The sequence below is a fragment of the Paenibacillus sp. CF384 genome (assembly GCF_900106745.1).
In the GTDB taxonomy this organism is placed as follows: domain Bacteria; phylum Bacillota; class Bacilli; order Paenibacillales; family Paenibacillaceae; genus Paenibacillus_Z.
The window spans coordinates 149,124-170,210 of sequence record NZ_FNNV01000010.1 but is presented as its reverse complement, the minus strand read 5'-3'; the positions used below and the strand labels follow the sequence as shown (position 1 = coordinate 170,210).

14 protein-coding genes and 1 pseudogene are annotated in these 21,087 nt (G+C 49.9%); 13 read left to right on the top strand and 2 right to left on the bottom strand.

The window, feature by feature from the left end:
- The first annotated feature begins 186 nt into the window (after positions 1-186).
- The 6 genes from BLW29_RS17590 to BLW29_RS31825 all read left to right on the top strand — a co-directional run bounded on the left by BLW29_RS17590 (position 187) and on the right by BLW29_RS31825 (position 6,631).
- Positions 187-2,085, top strand: a complete 1,899-nt coding sequence (locus tag BLW29_RS17590) for a PrkA family serine protein kinase (RefSeq protein WP_090981920.1) — start codon at positions 187-189, stop codon at positions 2,083-2,085.
- A gap of 151 nt (positions 2,086-2,236) precedes the next feature.
- A complete protein-coding gene (locus BLW29_RS17585) occupies positions 2,237-2,611 on the top strand; it encodes a LytTR family transcriptional regulator DNA-binding domain-containing protein (RefSeq protein ID WP_090981918.1) in 375 nt (124 codons plus the stop codon).
- 219 nt (positions 2,612-2,830) lie between these two features.
- Positions 2,831-4,288, top strand: coding sequence for a circularly permuted type 2 ATP-grasp protein (locus BLW29_RS17580; protein ID WP_090981916.1), 1,458 nt, complete (start codon positions 2,831-2,833; stop codon positions 4,286-4,288).
- Positions 4,289-4,315: 27 nt separating this feature from the next.
- Entirely contained in the window at positions 4,316-5,317 is a 1,002-nt protein-coding gene (locus BLW29_RS17575; RefSeq protein ID WP_090981915.1) for an alpha-E domain-containing protein, read from the top strand.
- Positions 5,314-6,198, top strand: coding sequence for a transglutaminase family protein (locus BLW29_RS17570; protein ID WP_090981913.1), 885 nt, complete (start codon positions 5,314-5,316; stop codon positions 6,196-6,198). Before BLW29_RS17575 ends, BLW29_RS17570 begins: the two co-directional genes overlap by 4 nt.
- A gap of 274 nt (positions 6,199-6,472) precedes the next feature.
- Positions 6,473-6,631 carry a Uma2 family endonuclease gene (locus BLW29_RS31825; protein ID WP_256208707.1) on the top strand — a complete coding sequence of 53 codons (159 nt, stop codon included), beginning with the start codon at positions 6,473-6,475 and terminating at the stop codon, positions 6,629-6,631.
- A 64-nt stretch (positions 6,632-6,695) separates the two neighbouring features.
- On the opposite strand, the gene BLW29_RS17560 is transcribed toward BLW29_RS31825, so the two are convergent.
- The gene (locus tag BLW29_RS17560; RefSeq protein WP_090981911.1) at positions 6,696-8,141 is read right to left on the bottom strand and encodes a SpoVR family protein; all 1,446 of its coding nucleotides are present in this window, start codon (positions 8,139-8,141) and stop codon (positions 6,696-6,698) included.
- A gap of 171 nt (positions 8,142-8,312) precedes the next feature.
- Here BLW29_RS17560 and BLW29_RS31460 point away from each other — a divergent pair, with 171 nt between their 5' ends.
- The 3 genes and pseudogenes from BLW29_RS31460 (at position 8,313) to BLW29_RS17550 (ending at position 11,795) form a co-directional block, all read left to right on the top strand.
- Positions 8,313-8,456, top strand: coding sequence for a hypothetical protein (locus tag BLW29_RS31460; RefSeq protein ID WP_177186691.1), 144 nt, complete (start codon positions 8,313-8,315; stop codon positions 8,454-8,456).
- A gap of 107 nt (positions 8,457-8,563) precedes the next feature.
- Positions 8,564-10,424 (top strand): annotated as a pseudogene (locus BLW29_RS17555) (ABC-F family ATP-binding cassette domain-containing protein).
- Between the two features lie 123 nt (positions 10,425-10,547).
- Positions 10,548-11,795: an ATP-binding protein gene (locus BLW29_RS17550; protein ID WP_090981909.1), complete on the top strand. Its 1,248-nt coding sequence runs from the start codon at positions 10,548-10,550 to the stop codon at positions 11,793-11,795.
- A 104-nt stretch (positions 11,796-11,899) separates the two neighbouring features.
- On the opposite strand, the gene BLW29_RS17545 is transcribed toward BLW29_RS17550, so the two are convergent.
- On the bottom strand, positions 11,900-13,759 hold the full coding sequence (locus tag BLW29_RS17545) for an LTA synthase family protein (RefSeq protein ID WP_090981908.1): 1,860 nt from the start codon (positions 13,757-13,759) through the stop codon (positions 11,900-11,902).
- A gap of 184 nt (positions 13,760-13,943) precedes the next feature.
- On the opposite strand from BLW29_RS17545, the gene BLW29_RS17540 reads away from it, so the two are divergent.
- The 4 genes from BLW29_RS17540 to BLW29_RS17525 all read left to right on the top strand — a co-directional run bounded on the left by BLW29_RS17540 (position 13,944) and on the right by BLW29_RS17525 (position 20,884).
- Positions 13,944-15,182: an MFS transporter gene (locus tag BLW29_RS17540; protein ID WP_090981906.1), complete on the top strand. Its 1,239-nt coding sequence runs from the start codon at positions 13,944-13,946 to the stop codon at positions 15,180-15,182.
- Between the two features lie 892 nt (positions 15,183-16,074).
- The gene (locus tag BLW29_RS17535) at positions 16,075-17,184 is read left to right on the top strand and encodes a mandelate racemase/muconate lactonizing enzyme family protein (protein WP_090981904.1); all 1,110 of its coding nucleotides are present in this window, start codon (positions 16,075-16,077) and stop codon (positions 17,182-17,184) included.
- Positions 17,185-17,368: 184 nt separating this feature from the next.
- Positions 17,369-19,723, top strand: a complete 2,355-nt coding sequence (locus tag BLW29_RS17530; protein WP_090981902.1) for a family 78 glycoside hydrolase catalytic domain — start codon at positions 17,369-17,371, stop codon at positions 19,721-19,723.
- A 27-nt stretch (positions 19,724-19,750) separates the two neighbouring features.
- Positions 19,751-20,884, top strand: coding sequence for a substrate-binding domain-containing protein (locus tag BLW29_RS17525; RefSeq protein ID WP_090981900.1), 1,134 nt, complete (start codon positions 19,751-19,753; stop codon positions 20,882-20,884).
- Positions 20,885-21,087 lie beyond the last annotated feature (203 nt).

Sequence of the window (21,087 nt, the reverse complement as noted above, 5' to 3'; positions counted from 1 at the left end):
AGGGCAACTTCCCTTGCGAAAGCGCATAGGAATGTAATACTTCAATAAAAAATGCCGGGCAGCTTTAGATGGCTGGATAAATATTACCCGCATGCATGAGGCGTTCTAGGTAGTGGCATCAGGCTGGTCGGAGTATAGGCTTACGAAGTGAGTTTTGCAATCGCAAAACTTATAGGAGGTTACGGCATGGATATTTTGAAACGGATTTCGGCGTACAAGGCGGAAGGCGAAAAACTTGCTTGGAGCGGATCTTTCAAGGACTACATCGACCTGCTGAAGCGAGATCCTACTCCGGCCATGACTGCGCATTCTCGTGTTTATGAGATGATCGAGTCGTTCGGGGTTGTGGATGATGGCGGTACGGCTAAGAAATACAAGTTTTTCGAACAAGAGATATTCGGCTTGGATCGTGCCGTTGAGAAGCTTGTAGAGGAATACTTCCATTCATCAGCCCGGCGGCTTGATGTGAGGAAACGGATATTGCTGCTTATGGGACCTGTCAGCGGCGGCAAATCCACCATCGTTACAATGCTCAAGCGAGGCCTCGAACAGTTCTCCAGAACGGAACGAGGAGCTGTATACGCGATTAAAGGCTGCCCGATGCATGAGGATCCGCTTCATCTTATCCCGCATGAACTGCGGCCTGAAGCAGAGCGGGAGCTTGGTGTCCGAATTGAAGGCAATCTATGCCCATCCTGCCAGATGCGAGTGAGAACGGAATACAGCGGCGATATTGAGAATGTTCAAGTCGAACGCGTATTGATTTCCGAGGAGAATCGTATCGGGATCGGAACATTTAGCCCATCTGATCCGAAGTCTCAGGATATTGCCGATTTGACAGGAAGCATCGATTTCTCCACCATAACGGAGTTCGGTTCAGAATCCGATCCGCGTGCCTATCGATTCGATGGCGAGCTGAATAAGGCGAACCGCGGTCTGATGGAGTTCCAAGAGATGCTCAAATGCGATGAGAAGTTTCTCTGGAATTTGCTTTCCCTGACCCAAGAGGGTAATTTCAAAGCCGGCCGATTTGCTTTGATTTCCGCGGATGAGCTCATCATCGCGCATACGAACGAAACCGAGTATAAGTCTTTTATCGCCAATAAGAAGAACGAGGCGCTGCAATCCCGGATGATCGTTATGCCGATCCCTTACAACCTGAAGGTGTCGGAGGAAGAGAAGATTTATAAGAAGCTAATCGGTCAAAGCGATATGAAACACATTCATATCGCGCCGCACTCGCTGCGCTCTGCTGCCATCTTCTCCATCTTGACTCGTCTGAAGGAGACGAAGAAGCAAGGGATGGACCTCGTTAAGAAGATGCGCATGTATGACGGCGAGGAGATTGAAGGCTACAAGGAAGCGGATCTGAAGGAAATGCAGTCGGAATACATCGAAGAGGGCATGTCGGGTATCGACCCGCGTTATGTCATCAACCGGATTTCGAGCGCGCTCATAAAGCAGGACCTGCAATGTATCAATGCCCTGGATGTGCTGCGTGCATTGAAAGACGGACTTGATCAGCATCCTTCGATTACGAAGGAAGAGCGGGAACGATACTTAAATTTTATTTCCACAGCCAGGAAAGAATATGACGGACTCGCCAAGAAAGAAATACAGAAGGCGTTCGTCTACTCCTTCGAAGAGTCCGCAAGAACGTTATTCGAGAATTACCTCGATAACATTGAATCGTACTGCAACTGGGCGAAGATCAAAGACCCGCTTACAGGCGAAGAGATGGATCCGGATGAGCGGCTTATGCGTTCGATCGAGGAACAGATCGGAGTATCGGAGAATGCGAAGAAAGCGTTCCGAGAAGAGATATTGATTCGGATTTCCTCGTACTCTCGTAAAGGCAAGAAATTCGACTACTACAGCCATGAACGGCTGCGCGAAGCGATCGAGAAGAAGCTGTTTACGGACTTAAAGGATATCGTCAAAATCACGACTTCGACCAAAACGCCGGATGAGAAACAACTCAAGCGTATTAATGAAGTAACTAAGCGGCTGATTGATGAGCATGGATACTGCCCGGTCTGTGCCAACGAGCTGCTGCGTTACGTAGGAAGCTTGCTTAACCGATAGTGGAGTGAGAGTGCCGCAGTACGCGCAAGTTGCGTACTGCGGCCTTCATTCGATTAGAGAGGTACAAGCATGTAGGCGGTGTACAGGCAAAGCAATCATCTGTTAGAATTAGAACATAAGTTCTTATTCTGTTGTAGAAGGGGTGTTGGACATGCAGTTGTTGCTGCTGAACAAGAACGGAGAAAAGGAGTGGGTTCCGATGGATAAGATATGCTTCGTGTCACATTCTTCGAAAGGGCCCAAGTTTATGACCAAGAGTGGTGCGAGCTATCAGTATCCCCAAACGATGGAGCAAGTGATGCTTGTATTTGGACCGTTCGGCTATGAACGACTTGATCGTAACGTTGTTGTTAATATGGCGGCAGCCGTGAGCTACAATCCGGTTGAACGAAATGTGTACTTCGATGATACGGCCGAGAACGGAAGCGGCTTATATGCCACGGTATCGGGAGCGAACGTCGACAAAGTAAAGCACCTGATTATCCGAGAAAATGAAGGGGTAACCTACGCGACTTCCGCTGCGTAATGTGGTAGGAAGGCGTGTAAGCGCAACCTAACAATAATATGACTTAAATTACTGTAAAGGCTGCTTATATCGGGCCTTTTGTGTGTTATATAAGTTGACACGCATGGCGTATTTGGGTATGATGCTAGTAATATAATCCATTTTTAAGTACGGTTAAACAGAAGAGATAGCACAATAACTAACATGATAGTGACACTGACGGCTTTGGAGGCGGTTGACATGTCGATGGCGATGAAATCACAATTCGATCCTTACGATTCACAATCTTTCTACGACGAGATGTTCGATAAGGAGCTTAATGTACGTCCGCATTATGAAGGTGTTCATCGAACGTTCGCCCGTATGAAGCCGCCGGAGCTGACAGCGCGCCACACAACCATTCAACAGCGGATGCTGGAGGAAGGAATCACGTTTACACTCTATACCCAGAATCAGAATGAACCGCTCGAGCGTACAATCCCGTTTGACTATATTCCCCGCATCATTCCAAAGCATGAATGGGAAAGCATTGAACGCGGTATGAAGCAGCGGGTGAAAGCGTTGAATGCCTTTATCCATGATGTCTATCATGAGCAGCGTATCGTCAATGACGGCATCATCCCAAGACAAATGATCATCGGCAATAAATATTTTCGACCTGAGATGGCAGGGCTGCAAGTCCCGCAGAACGTCTATATGACCGCATCCGGCATAGATTTAATTAAGGACGAGAAGGGCCGCTATTTTGTGCTGGAGGATAATCTTCGTACACCATCAGGGTTTTCTTACTTGTATAAAGGGAGAAGTATGATGAGTGAGCTGTTCTCCGACTTGTACCTGAACAGTGCGGTAGCGGATATCGAGCGCAGCTTGAATGTGTTTCTCAGCTCGCTGCGCAGCTTGGCGCCAACGGGGAAGTCTAACCCGCTTATTGTGCTGCTGACTCCGGGTGCTTACAATTCCGCCTACTTCGAGCATGCGTTTCTGGCTCAGCAAATGGGCATCCATCTGGTGGAAGGCCGCGATTTGGTCTACAAGGATCACAAAATCTATTTGCGCGATCTTCGTGGCTTGCGACAGGTAGATGTCATCTACAGGAGACTGGATGACGAGTATTTGGATCCATTAGCATTCCAATCGGATTCGCTGCTCGGCGTGCCGGGTCTCATGAATGCTTATCGCGCAGGCAACGTTGCCATCGCCAACGCCCCGGGTACAGGCGTAGCAGACGACAAAGCGATCTACGCGTATGTTCCGGATATGGTCCGTTATTACTTAGGCGAGGAGCCGATTCTGCATAACGTACCTACTTACATTTTGTCACGCAAGGAAGAACGGGAGTATGTCCTCGATAATCTGGATCAGCTCGTAGTCAAGGAAACTTCGCTCTCCGGCGGTTACGGGATGCTTATTGGCCCTGCTGCATCCTCCAAGGAGATTCATGCATTCGCAGACGCCATCCGCTGCGATCCTGGGCGCTACATCGCTCAAACGACGATGAAGCTGTCACGGGCGCCGGTGATGCTCGGAGGGGCTATGCAGCCGCGCCATATTGATTTACGCGTATTTGTGCTCATGGGTGCTCAAACCCATGTTATTCCGGGCGGATTGACTCGTGTAGCGCTTCAGGAAGGCTCTTTAGTCGTGAACTCTTCGCAGGGCGGCGGCGTAAAAGATACGTGGGTGCTTAGTCGTTAACGATTATAGGAATCGGAGGGATGGACGATGCTGAACCGGAATGCAGAGGCTTTGTTTTGGATTGGGCGGTACATGGAACGGGCGGAGAACCATGCTCGGCTAATTGATGTTCACTATCACCTTCAGTCAGATGACTCCCATACGATACCGAAAGGCGAACCAGGCGAGAAAGCCCAATCGCTGTGCAAATGGGGACGAATCGTCGATGCACTCGGCAGCAGAGACGCGTACGAGTCGCAGTACGGCTCCTACACGGAACAGGATGTTGTGCTGTATATCACCCTTGATCGCGACAATGCGAATTCCCTCGTTACTTGCGTTAATCATGCTCGGGATAATGTAAGAACGCTTCGGGAGAAGCTGCCAAGCGAGCTGTGGGACGTGACGAACGGTTTCTATCTGTGGCTGCGTGAGAAGCAGGCAGGGGATTGGACCCGGGAGTCGCCTCATCAATTTTTTGGCAAAATTAAAGACTGGACCGCTCTCTTTCAAGGGATCACACAGTCGGTAATGCCGCGTGAGAACGAGTTCCATTTCATTGAATGCGGTCGTTATCTGGAACGAACAGAGAATACGCTTCGTATTATGCAATCTGCGATTACGTCCAGAACCTTGCTCCCTTCGGATATGGATAGCGGTAATGATGTGTATCCATTCCTGCAAGCGGTACTGCGTTCCGTAAGTGGTTACCAAACTTTTCGCCGTTATTACGCGGATGGTTTCTCGCAGGAAGCGATTATGGAGTTCCTGATTCTGAATGAAGTATTCCCACGTTCGGTCCATTATTCGTTGCATGCCCTAGATGAGCATCTGCGCGGTATTCAACTGCAGGAGAAACAGCTTCGTACGGCACATGATCGCATCATCCGGCAAGTGGTCAAGCTGAAGGCGGAGCTGGCTTGTTTGGAGCGGGAGGATTTGCAGCGTGATGAAGAAGGACGAGTGACAGGACATTTACTCCAAGCTGCGGGGCAGCTGGGGGTGTCGTTCGCTCATACCTTTTTTCGTATGGGGGAGGTCAGCGCATGAAGCTTTGCATCACGCACACAACCCAATATTCGTACATGGATCCCGTTATGGACAGTGTCAATGAAATCAGGCTGACGCCATTTACGAATGAGCAGCAATCGTGTTATCAGCATTCCATCTCGGTGGAGCCGAATGCGCCGCTCTTTAGTTATGATGATTATTTCGGCAATCGCGTGCACGCGTTCTCTGTTAATGATCAGCATCGCAAGTTGGTTATTCGCACGCAGATGACGGTCGTCACGAAGGAAGCCGTTAAACCGATTGAAGGTCAGGAAGGCATGACGCCTAGTCAAGCTTGGGATTGGTTGGCGACGGACGGTGCGATAAACCGGTTTGCCGAATACTTGCTGCCTACGGAGTATACAGGCATTACGCCGGAGGTTGCGGCATTTGCGGAAACGCCCCAGCTAAGTGATTCCAATGAGAAAGAGCAGGGCGTATACAGCTGGCTGGCCTATGTATCCAATCGGATACGCAACGAGTTCGTATACGATCCGGAAGCGACCAATGTGCACACCATCGCAGGAGACATGATGCGCAGACGTCGCGGCGTCTGTCAGGATTTTGCCCATCTGATGATCGCGGCATGTCGCTCGAAGGGTGTGCCTGCTCGTTATGTGAGCGGCTATCACTTTGTTGGAGACTTGCGCGGGGGCAACGCGGATTTCGAGCAGGCTTCGCATGCTTGGGTGGAAGCCTATGTGCCGGGTCTTGGTTGGTGCGGGTTCGATCCTACGAATGATGCGCTGGTCGGCGAACGTTACGTGAAACTGGGCCATGGCCGGGATTATAAGGATATTGTCCCTGTCAAAGGTGTCTACCGGGGAACGAGCGAAGCGAATTTGGAAGTGAAGGTTGATGTGAGAAGGGTCGAAGCCTAGAGATCGTATCCCCCGAGTGTTTGGGGATGCGGTTTTTTTGTGCTGTGATTTAGATGTAAGTTTACCACAATTTGTGTGATCATTGTACATTTAATATAAACTGATAAGTGAGAAATCAAGAGGAGGTCGAACATGATGTCAAATCCGGGTGAGAAGAACATTATTCATATTTATCAAGATTGGTTGACCTGGGACGGTACGTGGGAATTATTAAACGGCAAAGCTTAATGAAAAGTTTAATTTATATCAGAAATATGGCGTTCAGGAATATTGGATTGTTGATCCCGGCAATCGCACGGTTCATGTATATGCACTTCAAGATGGCGCGTATCAAGTGAGGAAGCTATATACAGAACAAGAAATCGTGCAATCCACCGTATTTCAAGACTTGCATATGCCCTTGAACAAGCTGTTCAGTCTGGAAAATTCATAGATGAACAAAAAGATCGCATCCCACAGTCACCTAGATGACTGCACGGGTATGCGATCTTTTCTCTTTAAATGAATTTCCGGCTCGTTTTCTTGCCGTCGCAGCTGAATACGATTCGTTTGTCCTCGACGATTGTCTCGAGGTGAACGGATTTGCCCCACAGTTGAACGACGTGAGGGAGCGTGCGCTCCACGTATTTCAAATCCAGCTCGACCCCTTCATATTGGTGGAAGAGGAACAGTTCGCCGACGCGGTTAAAGTCGCCATCCGTTACGACAAGGCTTGGGAATCCGCCGTTGACTCGAGAGGTCACAAGCTGGTCGCGGACGTTTTCCCATGCTTTATCGGTGATCTTCCATTCCGCGCCTTTCTTCTCGAAGACGTAGAGATCCAGATCGCCCACAAGCTTCTTCGTCAAATAATTGCGCAGGAATGAAATGTCGGAGTCGAACTCCCGCACTTCGAAGATTTTATCCCGCCCAAGCCCCGGCTTGCGTCCGAAGCGATCCTGCTCCTCCTTGGTCGGGTTATCCCAGCGGCGCTCAATATCTTCGAAGATCTTGAGCCCCAAGTAATAGGGATTCAGTGAATGTCGCGACGGCTGCACGACGGCAGAATTGAGCGAGGCAAATTCGATCGTTTCCGCGCTAGTTAAATCAAGCTCGCGAAGGATCCGTTGATGCCAATACGAAGCCCAGCCTTCGTTCATGATTTTCGTCTCGATTTGCGGCCAGAAATAAAGCATCTCATCGCGCAGCATGGACATGATATCGCGCTGCCAATCCTGCAAATTCGGAGAGTATTCCTCGATGAACCAGATGAGATCCTTCTCCGGCTGAGGCGGGAATTTCTTCGGTTCATTATTGGATGCTTTGAGACTCGCCTGCGCGGCTTGTTCTTCGGAATCCAGCGACCACAAATCATCATATTGCGATTGGCGAGGCACTTTCTCTACTTGATTAGCTTTGCTCAACAGCTCAATGTATTGGGCTTTATCCAACTTATACGGGCGGATAATGGTAGAATCGACATGCTCCTGGATGGCCAGGACGGCGTCGATAAATTTCTCTACGGCATCTGTGCCATATTCCAGCTCGTATTGACTCACACGCTCGGCCGTGGCGGACATGCTTTCCACCATATTTCGGTTCGAGGCGCTGAAGCGCGCATTGTTCTTGAAGAAGTCGCAATGGGCCAATACATGCGCGACGATCAGCTTATTCTGTATGAGTGAGTTGCCATCCAGCAGAAAGGCATAGCAAGGGTTGGAGTTAATGACAAGCTCATAGATTTTACTGAGGCCAAAATCATACTGCATCTTCATTTTATTGAATGTTTTGCCAAAGCTCCAATGGCTGAACCGGGTAGGCATGCCGTAAGCGCCGAATGTATAAATGATATCGGCCGGGCATATTTCATACCGCATCGGGTAGAAATCGAGGCCAAATCCTTGTGCAATCTCAGTGATTTCGTCAATAGCCCGCTCTAATGCTTTGATCTCATCCTGGTGCAATTTCGCTTCCCCCTTGTAATGCGAGTGTGCTTCATAGCTATATGTATGGGAGGGCGGACAGCGATATGAGCTTTTTTTATGGCGATAGCCCGTTTCGTCTTGCTCTTCTTGCGGCGCGGCTGTAATCTGTGTTATGGTTAGATAAATATTAGGAAGGAGGTGTGAGGTAGGATGAATTCAGAAATGGTGAACAACCGTATTAGCCAGCTGCCGATTGCTATGGCTGGCATCGTGCATGCATTTGGACCTAACGGGAGCAGTCTGTCCAAATTTGCCAATACGGCACCATCACTCAAGCGAAGACGCCTACCTTAGACCTCGATCGGTAAAGACCGAAGAGTCGCAGGGCATTTTCCTGCGGCTCTTTTTTTGTTGGTTCCAATGCGGGGGCGATCTTCCGAAACAACTGGGAGGATTCCATGATGATTATAGTTAATGGTCAACATATAAAGAAATATTACGGCGCGACGCTGGTGCTTGAAGATGTAACCTTCGAAATTCACGAAGGGGAGCGGGTAGGACTGGTTGGCCGCAACGGAAGCGGTAAATCTACCTTGATCTCACTCATCGCAAGACTGTCAAAACCGGATGAAGGACAGCTTACGATTCGCAAGGATACCAAAATCGGATATTTGGCCCAAATCCCGGCGGCTTGGGACGATGGGACAGTATACGACGTGCTGGCATCCGGGTATGCGGAGCTCCTGGCGTGCAAAGCGCAAATGACGAAGCTGGAGTCGGAAATGTCCGATCCGGGCACGAGCGAGAAGCGGCTGGAGCAGCTGCTTCGCGAATACTCCGTGCTGCAGGAGCGATTTCAGAATGAAGGCGGCTATGAGCTCGATGCGAAGATCGATACGGTCACGACGGGGCTGCTAATTCCGCGTGAAATGTACGAAAGACGGTATGGCACCTTATCCGGCGGGGAGAAGACGAAGATTGGCCTTGCGGCGCAGCTCATCAGCAAGCCGGAACTGCTGCTGCTGGATGAACCGACCAATCATTTGGATTTGCAAGGCGTGCAATGGCTGGAATCGTATCTGAACGGATATGACGGTACTTGCTTGATTGTTTCGCATGACCGGATGTTCCTGGACCATGTCGTTACGAAAATAATCGATATCGAAGACGGCGAAGCCGTTACTTACCATAGCAATTACAGCGGTTATGTGAAGGAGAAGGAAGCGCAGCTGCTGCAGCAGTTTGCCGAGTACCAGGAGCAGCAGAAGGTCATTAAGAAGATGAAAGAGACGATTAAGCAGCTGCAGGAGTGGGGGAGAGTCGGCGGCAACGAGAAGTTCTTCCGCAGGGCGGCTTCGATGCAGAAGGCACTGGATCGAATGGAGAGGCTGAAGCGTCCGGTGCTTGATCCCAAAGGTTCAGGGATTAAGCAAGAGCTACGGTGACCGGAAGCTGTTACAGCAGGTCAATGGGATGCTGCTATACGGCGAGAAGATTATGCTGCTTGGCCCTAACGGAACAGGCAAGACGACCCTGTTCAAGCTGATTCTCGGAACGGAAGCGCCGGACAGCGGAACGATCGATATCGGAGCACGCGTGGATATCGGTTATCTGGCTCAGCAGCAATATCCTGCGGATGATAAGAAGAATGTGCTCGCCTATTTCCGTGAGGCTGCGGGGATGGAGGAGGGCGAAGCCCGCTCGCATTTGGCGCGGTATCTATTCACCCAAGGAGATGTGTTCAAGAGCGTAAGCCAGTTGTCGGGAGGCGAGTGGACGCGGCTGCGACTCGCGCTGCTCATCCTGAAGAAGCCGAATTTGCTGCTGCTGGATGAGCCGACGAATCATATGGACATCGCCTCCAGAGAAGCGCTTGAGGATGCGCTGGAAGACTTCCCCGGTACGATTCTTGCGATATCGCATGATCGTTATTTTATTAATCGACTGGCGAATAAAGTGTGGGAGCTCGATCGAGCTGCGCTCACGGTTTATCTTGGCGCTTACGATGATTATGCCGAGAAGCGCAAGCAGCTTCGCACGGAGGAAAGTCAGCCGCTTGCCGTGAAGAAGGAAGCATATCCGGTCAAGCGCAATCAAGCAGCGGACCATTATGCCCATTCTCCTTCGAAGCAACCCAAGCCCAACACGGAGAAGCTGGAGCAGCAAATCAGCCAGCTCGAAGCCAGGTTGGCAGAGATGGATATGGAATTGAACGAGAAGTCCGAGCAGATCGGAGTGGATGAGCTCGCTCAGCGTTGGCGCGAAAGGGAGCAAGTACAAGAGCAACTGAATGACATTTACACAAAATGGATGGAACCATAATTGAACATCTTTCCCAAAAATGGAGATGTAACATATAACTCTATGTTATAGTTAGATGAGAAAAATAGTTATTATTTACTATTCTATTGTCGAACCTACTAGAGGGAGTCGTGTTCCACACCCATGTCCGCTATCCTGATTTATCAATTTCATGGTTTGCTCTATATATTAGCTTCTTGTACATTTGTATTTATAAGCCCAAGGATCATGCTGTCGGCTCGGCGAAGGAATCAGGTAATCGCGATCATCATGGTCGTGTTATCTACCTGTTACCAATTGATCGAGCCCATCGATCCGCTTGTTTTCTCGCTGCATCTTATGCCGATCAGCATTATGATGACGTCTATGTTTGAAGGTACGCTGCCCGGAATCATGGCTGGTGCTTCGGTTACGCTTTGCGGATTCTTCTTTGTGGGTACGGATATCGAGGCGAATTTGGTAAGCAACGTGTTATTGTTACTTCTGGGACTATGGTTTCATTACCGGATGTTATGGAAGAGTCAACTTTCACGGACAATGGGATATGCGCTGGTTTTCATGCTCATTCATTATGTTGTTTTCCTGGCGGTATATCCGGAAAGCGATAACCTGAGTGCATCTCAAATGCTGATGTTATATCTTGGGACGATGGTTTCCGCCGTTGTTGTCGTCATCACCTGCAATAAGGTTAGAAGTCAGGAAAACATGCAGGAAGAGCTCTACAAAGCCGAGAAGTTCCATATGATTGGCGAGCTGGCGGCCTCGATTTCCCATGAAATCCGCAATCCGCTTACAACGACACATGGCTTTCTCCAAATGATGGCGAAGCCCGGCGTCAGCAGCGAATCCATGGAACGATATCGGCTGCATGCCATAGAAGGAGTCGAGCATGCGAATGCGGTGATAACAGATTTCTTGAATTATGCCAAACCGACGATTGAAGAAGCGAGACCAATCAATGTAATTGCGGAGATTGAAGGGCTCATTCCATGGATAGCACCGCTTTCCGTTATGTCCAGCATCGAAATCCAAATTCTGCATCAACAGAAGCACGCCGTTTACATTATGGGGGAACCGAAGAAGTTTCAGCAATGTCTGTTGAACCTCATTAAGAATGCAATTGAAGCGATGCCGGCAGGCGGGTTGTTAACGATTTCGACTCGGATTGAGAAGGGGCAGGTATACATTCAGATTTCCGATACCGGAGTGGGCATGAGTAAACTGCAGCTAAGACGAATCGGGATGCCGTTCTTCACAACGAAGGAGAAAGGCACCGGACTGGGGTTAATGGTCGTCGTCAGCCTCGTCAAGGTAATGGGCGGGGAAATCATATTCACAAGCGAATCGGGGCAAGGCACCGTTTGCGAAATCAAATACGGGCTGTATGGATAACATGGATCAAAATGCACCCAAATAAAGCACTCTCCTCATTAGCGGCATCGTGACCGGCTGCTAGCGAGAAGAGTGCTTTTTTGTAATGGCATAGGATATTGGGTTTAAGGCTTCAACGGTGGCAGCTGACTCACGTAGCTGTCTGATAGATGAAGCAGCTTTAATGCGCGATTGTATTGATCCTCGGATACCGTTGATCCATTCTGAACAGTGCCATGCAGCGGATAATGGGTGCCGTCACTGTATACAGTACCGGGAATAAACAATTCTTGATCGTTAATCATTGATCCGGTAGGCAGATAGTATCGTTCGGGTAAAATGTTCGACGTTTGATTGAGCAGATCTTGCCCGAAATGAATGTGATCCGCCAAAGAAATGCCAAGCAAATTCGCTATCGTTGGCATAATATCCGATTGACCGCCAACTTGCGGAAGCTTCGCCGGTGCTGTAATACCGGGCGCAGAGATAATTAACGGAATGTTGATCATGTCGGTAAACCCGTATTCATGACCGTAGATTTCACGCATCAGCTTCTTGTCGTCGTTGTCTAACGAGTAAACCGGCAGACCAAGATGGTCACCATACATAACAAAGACACTGTTATCCCAAATTCCGCGTGCCTTCAGATCGTCGACGAACAAACCTAGCGCATAGTCCGCGTAATTCTGAGCGCGAATATAATCACCTACGAATGTACCTTCATAACGCTCGGGCAGTTTCATTTTGTATTTCGCCTCGGGAATTGTGAAGGGGTGATGCGATGACATGGAAATAAGTTGCGCATAGAACGGCTTGCCGGATTGCTGCAACTTATCTAGTTGTTCGGCTGTTTTCTTGTACAACACCTCGTCGGAAGGGCCGAAGAACACCATATCTTCTTTGCCGAAGAAGGATTGATCATAGTATTTGTCAAATCCAAGCGCTTTATAAAGCTCGATCCGGTTCCAGAATTCCACGACATTCGTATGGAACGTGGCGCTCTGGTAGCCGTTCTGATTCATTAGACGAGGAAGGCTTGGCAGTTCTTTGTCACTGTAAGCCATTGTTGCCGCACCTCGCGGCGGAATATAAAATGACGTATTCACGACGAATTCAGCATCGGAGGTATTGCCTTGGCCAACCTGCTGGTAGAAATTCGGGAAATACATATGCTCTCGAGCTAATTTGTTCATATTCGGCGTAATTTCTTGTCCGTCGATTGAGAGTCCGATCAAGAAATTCTGCAGAGCTTCCATTTGCAAAATGATGAGGTTCTTACCTGCTGCTATGCTCGAATACTTAGGTGCAGCGGGTTCCGTGATTCCTTTCGTTTCATCGATCAGCTCACGGGTAATCTCCTTCATCGGGGTTTTCGGTGTATTGTCATCTGCGAAGATCGTGTAGATTTCGTAATTGAGTATACCCATCTCTTCTGCTTTGACAATTTCATTCATGCTGGCACGGTTGGGTAATATATTGAAGAGACATAGTGCAAGCGAAATGATGAACACAAGCGAAATTACAGACCGGCTAAGCGGGATCTGACTGAATGTTTTCCAGCCTTGAAATTTCGATCGTCTGACAAGCAAAACAGTAAATACGATAATATCGAGAAAAATAAACAAATAATAAGGATCCAGCAGAGAGAACACGCTGCTCTTCACGGCCGTTACTTGATTGACCTGTTCCAGCGCATGATAGGTCACGATGATTCCAAAATATTTGTAATACATAATGACGGCAAACAAGATCGCGGTGACAAGTAAATTAACCGTCACATACAGTGCCAGCTTTCGTTTGGTGGCGAACCATTCAATTAAGCAGAATAGGATCCAAAAGAATGGAAGCTCCGTGACGAGCAGCGTCCAGGATGGACCTCCGTCAAAGATAACGAGCCATGCTAATGTCGATTTAATGACTAATATAAGGGTGAAAAAAATAAACGGCCTCATCTGAAACAGCCGTTTAAGGCGCCAAAGCGGCATGTTGAAATCCTCCTATACACAAGCTTGATCTGGTAATCTCTTAACGAACTCTTTACGTTCTCTTAACGTTCATTATGCCCCCATGCAAGACGGTTTGTCAAAATGGAAAATAGACGCCAAAAGACGGAAGGAGTGTTATACTATACTCTGAAAAATGATCCAATATGAAGGGTAACGATAGAATATGAATGCCATAAAATCGCTAGTCTCGACGCTTCGGCTGCAGCTCGGTCCAAGAGCCTGGCATAATTTCTGCTTTGATGCCACGGCCTCGGTATTATTCAGCTTCTTTAATGTTGTGTTCAATCAGTTTTACATCCCGATGGCGATTCAGCAGGGAGCGTCCAATATCCAGGTTGGACTGTTGTCAGCGGCGCCGGCGATTGGATTGCTGCTTTCTCCGATATGGGCAAGCTGGATTGAACGCTCTGGCGACCCGAAGCCGTTTATCGTGATTCCAAACTTAATCGCAAGGGCACTGATTATACTGCCTGCATTTTTTGGCATTCCCTTGATGTATGTTGTTGCAGCATTAGCCTTCCATACGCTAATGGGGGTGCAGGCACCTGCCTATGCTTCCATGGTCGTCCGAATGTATCCGCCTGAGCATCGCGGGAAGCTGATGGGCAACACAAGAGTAGCCATGGGGATTATTATGATTCCGACTGCATTCATGATTGGCAAGTGGATCGATGTTGGCGGGCCGTCGGGGCCGCTGCTGTTTGCTTCCATCACCGGTGTGATCTCCATACTCGTTTTCGCAAAGGTGAAAGCGCGTAAGGAAGCGCCGTCCAGGCTGCAGACCGCGAAGCGGGCTTCACTTAAAGAGCAGTTGCAGCTCATCAAGCAGAATCGCGAGCTGGCGATCTTCTTTGTAGCTTGCACATTTACGGGTTTCGGCAACATTATTGCTCAGCCGCTGTATCAAATTATTCAAGTAAACTGGCTGGAGCTTACGAATACGGAAATTGGCTATGCGCGAGCAACGTATTTTACCTGTCTGCTTGTTTCTTACTTTGTTGTCGGCAGCGTCATTGATAAGCTGTCGGCCAAACAAACCGTAGCTTATGGATTGGCTGCGTTCGCGATCGTCCCCATATTGTATGCGATCTTCAGCAATTTGCCGGCTGTTATGATTGGAAGCGGGATTCAAGGCTTAGGGGACGCGATCTGGGATATCGGCTTCCTAGCCTACGTCTTCCGACTCGCTCCGGGGCGTGAAGCGGTTGTGTTCGGGCTTCATCTCATGCTGTTCGGCATCCGCGGCAGTATCGGGCCTCTGCTCAGCACATCCTTATCGGAGACGATGCCGATTTCTTGGCTGCTTTACGCTGCTGGATTGTTCGGTCTGATTGGTTTGATGGCATTCGTTCTCTATCATCGAAGTACGGGTGGACTGCATAAGCTGGAGCTGGACCGATAGTAGGGATTAGAATGTAGACGAGAAACCTCTGTGGCCACTTTTGAAGTGGAAACAGAGGTTTTTTTTGTGCGGAAGGATGAGTGCTGATCGCGGACTGCCGCTGATCGCGGATCGAAGATCGCAGACCGCATACCACATACCACATACCGCAGCCCGCAGACCGCAGCCCGCAGACCGCAGTCCGTAGACCACAGACCACAGACCACTGATTGTGGCCTGCTCCCCGCTGCCCAATAAACTCTAACGAACCGTAGAGGTCTTATTTCAGTCAAACGACTCCATTTGAAAATCTAACGAACCGTACAGGCCTTATTTCGTGCTTAGAACCCTCTATTCGCTGCATTTCCTCTAAATAGGACCACCACGGTTCGTTAGAATTGAAATGTGGTTATTTTCGTGTGAATAAGACCTCGATGTTTCGTTAGAATTGGAAGGTGGCGGTTTTCTTGCGAAAACGGCAAGAGAGGTAGCAGGTACCGCACAAGGTGTGAAAGTAGCTGGGTTGAGCGAAAGAGAGGTAGCAGGTACCGCACATGGAGTGAAAGTAGCAGGGATGAGCGAAAGAGAGGTAGCAGGTACCGCACATGGAGTGAAAGTAGCAGGGATGAGCGAAAGAGAGGTAGCAGGTACCACACATGTTGTGAAAGTAGCTGAGATTTGCGAATGAGAGGTAGCAGGAACCGCGCATGGGGAGAAAGTAGCTGAGATGAACTAAAGAGAGGTAGCAGATACCGCACATGGAGCAAAAGTAGATGGGTTATCAGCTGGCCGTAAGCTGCATTCGGTCCAGATGTGATTTACAGGACCACTTAATCGCTGTATACTTTGAATTGACATAATTCCATCTACAGTATACTTATCATTTCATAATAATGAATTGGAGTGAGTCAGGATGAGAATTACGAATATCGAGACGTTTACAGTACGATTAGCTCCGCCGCCGACTCAGCCGGATGATCTTCGCGTAACGAGTGTAGGTCTAACCCGGATTCAAACCGACCAAGGCGTTACCGGCTACGGTTTTCGGTTAACCGATGCGAGCAAACTCGAGCTGCAGGTGAAGCCGCGGCTGCTGGGCAAGAGCCCGCTAGACATCGAAGCGCATCTGCAAAGCGGCGCGCTTGCAGGCTGTCCGTCGGTCGAGCATGCCTTGTGGGATATTGCCGGCAAAGCGGCAGGACTGCCGGTACGCTCTTTGCTTGGCAGCGCCAGAGAAACGATGCCTTATTACTTGACCTGCGTATGGCCCGGAGAGTCCGATCAATCGCATATTGCCATCGAGGACCAGGCGGAACAGCTCGTTCGTTATTATGAAATGGGTCATAAACGGTTCAAAATTCGCGCATGGCGTCCGGATCCAATGGATGATGTGCGCGTACTGGAGCATGTGCGCAAGCGGGTCGGGGGCCGCGATAAAGTGGAGCTGATGCTGGATCGAACCGCCCATCTGCCGGGCTGGATCTGGACCTACGAGCAAGCGCTTCAGGTTGCGCGCGGCTTGGAGGCGGTCGATGCGAATTGGCTTGAGGAGCCATTCGCACGTGATGATCTGGCATCCTACCGACGTCTCGCCGAGGAAGTCGATCTTCCGATTTCCGGAGGGGAATTCGCTCAAGAGCTGCCTATATTCAGAGATTACTTGGTCCATCAAGCGGTCGATATCTTGCAGCCGGATGCGGCGATTAGCGGTGGGATCTGGCCATGCCGCAAGGCTGGCGTTCTCGCCGAAGCTTTCGGCGTCCCATGCATACTGCATGGAACGAGCGGTCTGGATTGGACAACGACGATGCAGGTCGGAGCCTCCATCGCTTCTTGCTCGATGCTGGAGTATGCGCTGATTTTCCCGCCGCTTACACCGGAAGAGACGGTTAAGAATATCGATCGCATCCTGAAGAAACCGGGCTTATTTACGTTCAAGGACGGCGAAGTGCTGCTGCCTAAGGCACCGGGGCTCGGCATTGAGTTTGATGAAGAAGCGATCGAGGCGTTGCGCGAGCGCTAAGGTATTATAGTTTAGTTCATGATATGCCATAAAGCTGTACTTAATCATTAACAGATGATTAGTACGGCTCTTTTTTATACTTAAAAATATAATGTATACGTATTGATAATAATTGAATTGCATAATATACTTAACTCATCTAAGGTTGTCAGTTTAAGCAAATTGGACATAGAGGAGATCGGCTATGAGATGGGATGCGAACTGGATATGGCTGGAGCGGCGCGGTGATTGCAAAAACCAATATGTGGATTTCCGTAAAGTAATTCATCTTGAGCCATCGGAGCTTGCGCAACAACCGGTGCTTCATCTGTCGGCAAGGCTGGAGTACAATCTCTGGATTAACGGACAATGGGTCGGCCGCGGGCCATCGCCATGTACACCAGATTATCAGTACTATGATTCGTATGAAGTAGGTCGTTACTTGCAAGCAGGCGATAATGTCATTTCAGTGCTTTGCTACCAGTTCGGCGAGTCCAACATCATTACCAACCAAATGCAAGGCGAAGCGGGCTTCATCGCCCAGCTCATGGTCGAAGGAGCCGACGCTGCTGCAACCGTCATCTCAGCAACTGACCATTCATGGAAATCAAGGCTGTCTCCTCGCTTCCGGACGACCAATGAACGGCTCAGTTTATGGGGCGGCTTTAAAGAGATCTATCTGGCGCAGCAAGATGACGATTGGCAGCAGCTTCACTATAAAGTATTAAACTCAGCATGGGCGGATTCGCAGGAGCTTGCACAAGCGTGCGATCCGAACAGTCCGTGGCCGCGCCTCATTGCGCGCGAAATCCCCTTTCTAGCAACCGAGGCTTGCCAAGCCTCCGCCATTATACGTACAGAATTAAACCTCGGCAGCATAACGGAGCCGGAATCTCTACTAACAGCTTCAGCGGACTCTCAAGCTGAATCACACTCAACCACCGTCCTAGAAGCAGATGCGTCCAGACCAGGCTCAATGCCTGCGGTCGTATACGACTTCGGCCGAATTGTTGTCGGCAGGCCGATTCTCGAGGTTGACGCTCCGGAAGGCGGGGTCGTCCGAATCGCTTACGGTGAATCGCTGGAGCTGCAGGAAGTGGACACTTTCGTGCTCAAACAGGGCTGCCAACGACTACAGCCATTCGGCCGGCGCGTGTTTCAATATTTGAAGCTCACGTTCATGGCGACTCCGGTTCCCGTCGCGGTCACCTCGCTCAGCTGCGAGAAAGTCGGCTATCCATTCACTAGGCAGACGCAGTTCGGCAGTTCGGATGATCTGCTGAATCGCATCCATGAGGTGAGCTTGTATACGACACGAATGAACTCTCACGATCATACGGAGGATTGTCCTTGGCGCGAGAAGGCACTGTGGGTGGTGGACTCCATGGTTATGGGCAAAATCATCTATGCCAACTTCGCGGACACGGCTCTATTGCGTAAATGTCTGCTTCAAGGCGCTCGCATTCAGCTGGCGGATGGCTCGATTCCCGGAACCGGTCCAGAGGATAATGGTATGCTGCTGCCTGATTTCTGCGCCTATTGGCTAATCGGCTTACATGATTATTGGCGGTACTCCGGCGATTCGGCGCTGCTCGCGGAGCTCGAGCCGGCTACCGATCGCTTGATCGATTGGTTCAGACAACAGAGCGATGATACGGGATTGTTCGCGCGGGCAGATCGGACCGGATATTGGTGCTTTATCGATTGGTCGGACGATATCGACCGACGCGACAAGGTTGCCGCGATCTCCTTCCTGCGCTACAAGGCGCTGAAGGTTTACTCCGATATCATGCGTGAGCTCGATCCAACTAGCGGCAAGGCGGAGCAAGCTGAAGCCGAGGCGGTGAACTTGGTCGAAACCATTCGAACGCACCTGTGGGTAGGTGAGAAGGGGCTGTTCGCAGATTGCTTGGACGGTGATGCGATATCCGACAACTATTCGCTGCAAACGAACTTCATGGCAGCATGGTGCGGCATTATGACGGAAGAAGAGACGAATCGTTTCTTGGACGATTACTATTTCGCCAACCAACTCCCGCCGGTTAGAGGTCCCTTCTTCCAACATATCGTGCTCGAAGTACTGCGCAATGTCGGACGCCGAGAAGAAGCGTTATCGCTTATCCGCAGCTATTGGGGCGAGATGCTGAGTCGCGGAGCGACGACCTGGTGGGAAACCTTCGATGCGGAGATGCCTGCCTGCACCATTCCGAGCACCTATCAAGGCCATACACCGACCTATCTGCAAGAAGGTATTCCGGTCAGCGCCTGCCATGGCTGGGGGGCGTCTCCGGCTTACTTGCTCAATGAGCTCGTGCTAGGCGTGGATTTATCCGATCTGGGGAGCGGGATCATTCATCTGAGGTCTCCCTATGATGGAGTAGAGTCGGCGGAAGCGGTCATGCCTTTACCCGGCGGCCAATCCATCACGATTAAGTGGAAGACAGGTCCGGATGGGCTCACCGGCACCGCCGAAGTACCTTCAAACTATCGGATTGATGCAGCTGCCAATTATCCGCTTCGCATTATCCCGCAAGAGGAAACCGAGCACTCCGTGGCATGAATGTGGGTTAGGTAGGGAGGAAGGTTCGTGCGTGGAAAAAGAAAACATGTCTATCAGCATATCATCGAGGATCTAAAGCGGCAGATTGCAGAAGGTAAAATCCGCCACAACGAGCCGCTGCCGACTCAGATCGAGCTCGCCCGCATGTACAACACCTCGGAAATTACATCGCGCCGAGCGTTGGCAGAGCTGGCGAACGAAGGCATTATTAGCCGTACGCGCGGGAAAGGCAGCTTTCTGAAGCCGGAAATGGAACGAACGGCCGCCAACGGCTTGCAGCAGCGGGCGGAGCTTAGTCAAATTTATTTTGTCTATAACAATGAAATTGCTTCGGCCTATCATCATCGCTTCTTCGCGGATTTATTGACCGGGATTAAGGAAGAGTGCGAGCAGCACGGCATTCCCTTCAATATCTGGGGGATGGATGATGAATTTCAAATGCCCGAGGGCGATGATATCGGCATCATTTTGCATCCCCACCTGAAGAACGGAAACGAAATGCCGCTCGACCTGCTTAGACGCTGGAAGGATGAAGGCAAACGACTTGTCACCGTTCATTTCTACTACCCTCATCTTCAGATTCCCTATGTAATCGTAGACAATTTCGTAGGCGGATATCTGGCAACGGAACATCTGCTGTCGCTCGGTCATGAGCGCATTGGCATTATTTTGACGGGAAAATCACCGGTTGAGATGAATCAGGAGTTTGCGCTTCGTCTGCAGGGCTACAAATTGGCGCTGACCCAGCACCGGGTTGCCTTTGATTTGGACCTGGTTTGTGTGCTTGACGGGGAGCGCGAGTCGGAGCAGATGGGGGCGGAGGGGCTGAACAGGCTGCTGTCGCTAGAGCAGCGGCCAACAGCCATATTTGCGACAAGCGACAGCAAGGCGATCGGAGCGATCAAAGCAGCTGGCAAAAGAGGCCTGCTCGTGCCGGACGATATTAGCATTATCGGTTACGATGATATACTGGTCAGTCAATTTACAGTCCCCAGCTTGACGACGATCAATCAGAACACGCTGCTGCTCGGCAGGCGCGCGGCGCAAATTTTGCTGTTCGAAAGGAAGAGCGAGCAGATGCGGGATGAAATTGTACCGCAATTGATCGTTCGGAGCAGCACGGGAGAAGCAAAGACGGCTTCATCTGAATTTTCGACATAAAAGTATACTTTAATTGTTGGAATAACATATTGTATAATGGAAAAGTATGTTGTAGTATTGGGTATAAGATGAATCAACTTAAGTATACTTTTACAAGAGGTGATGTAGGAATAAGCAGACTTGAGCACGTGAAAAGTGAATAGCGCGGCTTCTCGAAAGATGAATGGCAGGGTAAGGTCATGATTTTATTTCGATCAAGGGGG

Bases quoted from the DNA above. Each gene is read 5' to 3' on its own strand.
- BLW29_RS17545 (WP_090981908.1), bottom strand. From the start codon at position 13,759: ATGCCGCTTTGGCGCCTTAAACGGCTGTTTCAGATGAGGCCGTTTATT.
- BLW29_RS31460 (WP_177186691.1), top strand. From the start codon at position 8,313: ATGAATTCAGAAATGGTGAACAACCGTATTAGCCAGCTGCCGATTGCT.
- BLW29_RS17550 (WP_090981909.1), top strand. From the start codon at position 10,548: ATGTCCGCTATCCTGATTTATCAATTTCATGGTTTGCTCTATATATTA.
- BLW29_RS17530 (WP_090981902.1), top strand. From the start codon at position 17,369: ATGAGATGGGATGCGAACTGGATATGGCTGGAGCGGCGCGGTGATTGC.
- BLW29_RS17580 (WP_090981916.1), top strand. From the start codon at position 2,831: ATGTCGATGGCGATGAAATCACAATTCGATCCTTACGATTCACAATCT.
- BLW29_RS17575 (WP_090981915.1), top strand. From the start codon at position 4,316: ATGCTGAACCGGAATGCAGAGGCTTTGTTTTGGATTGGGCGGTACATG.
- BLW29_RS17540 (WP_090981906.1), top strand. From the start codon at position 13,944: ATGAATGCCATAAAATCGCTAGTCTCGACGCTTCGGCTGCAGCTCGGT.
- BLW29_RS17585 (WP_090981918.1), top strand. From the start codon at position 2,237: ATGCAGTTGTTGCTGCTGAACAAGAACGGAGAAAAGGAGTGGGTTCCG.
- BLW29_RS17570 (WP_090981913.1), top strand. From the start codon at position 5,314: ATGAAGCTTTGCATCACGCACACAACCCAATATTCGTACATGGATCCC.
- BLW29_RS17535 (WP_090981904.1), top strand. From the start codon at position 16,075: ATGAGAATTACGAATATCGAGACGTTTACAGTACGATTAGCTCCGCCG.
- BLW29_RS17590 (WP_090981920.1), top strand. From the start codon at position 187: ATGGATATTTTGAAACGGATTTCGGCGTACAAGGCGGAAGGCGAAAAA.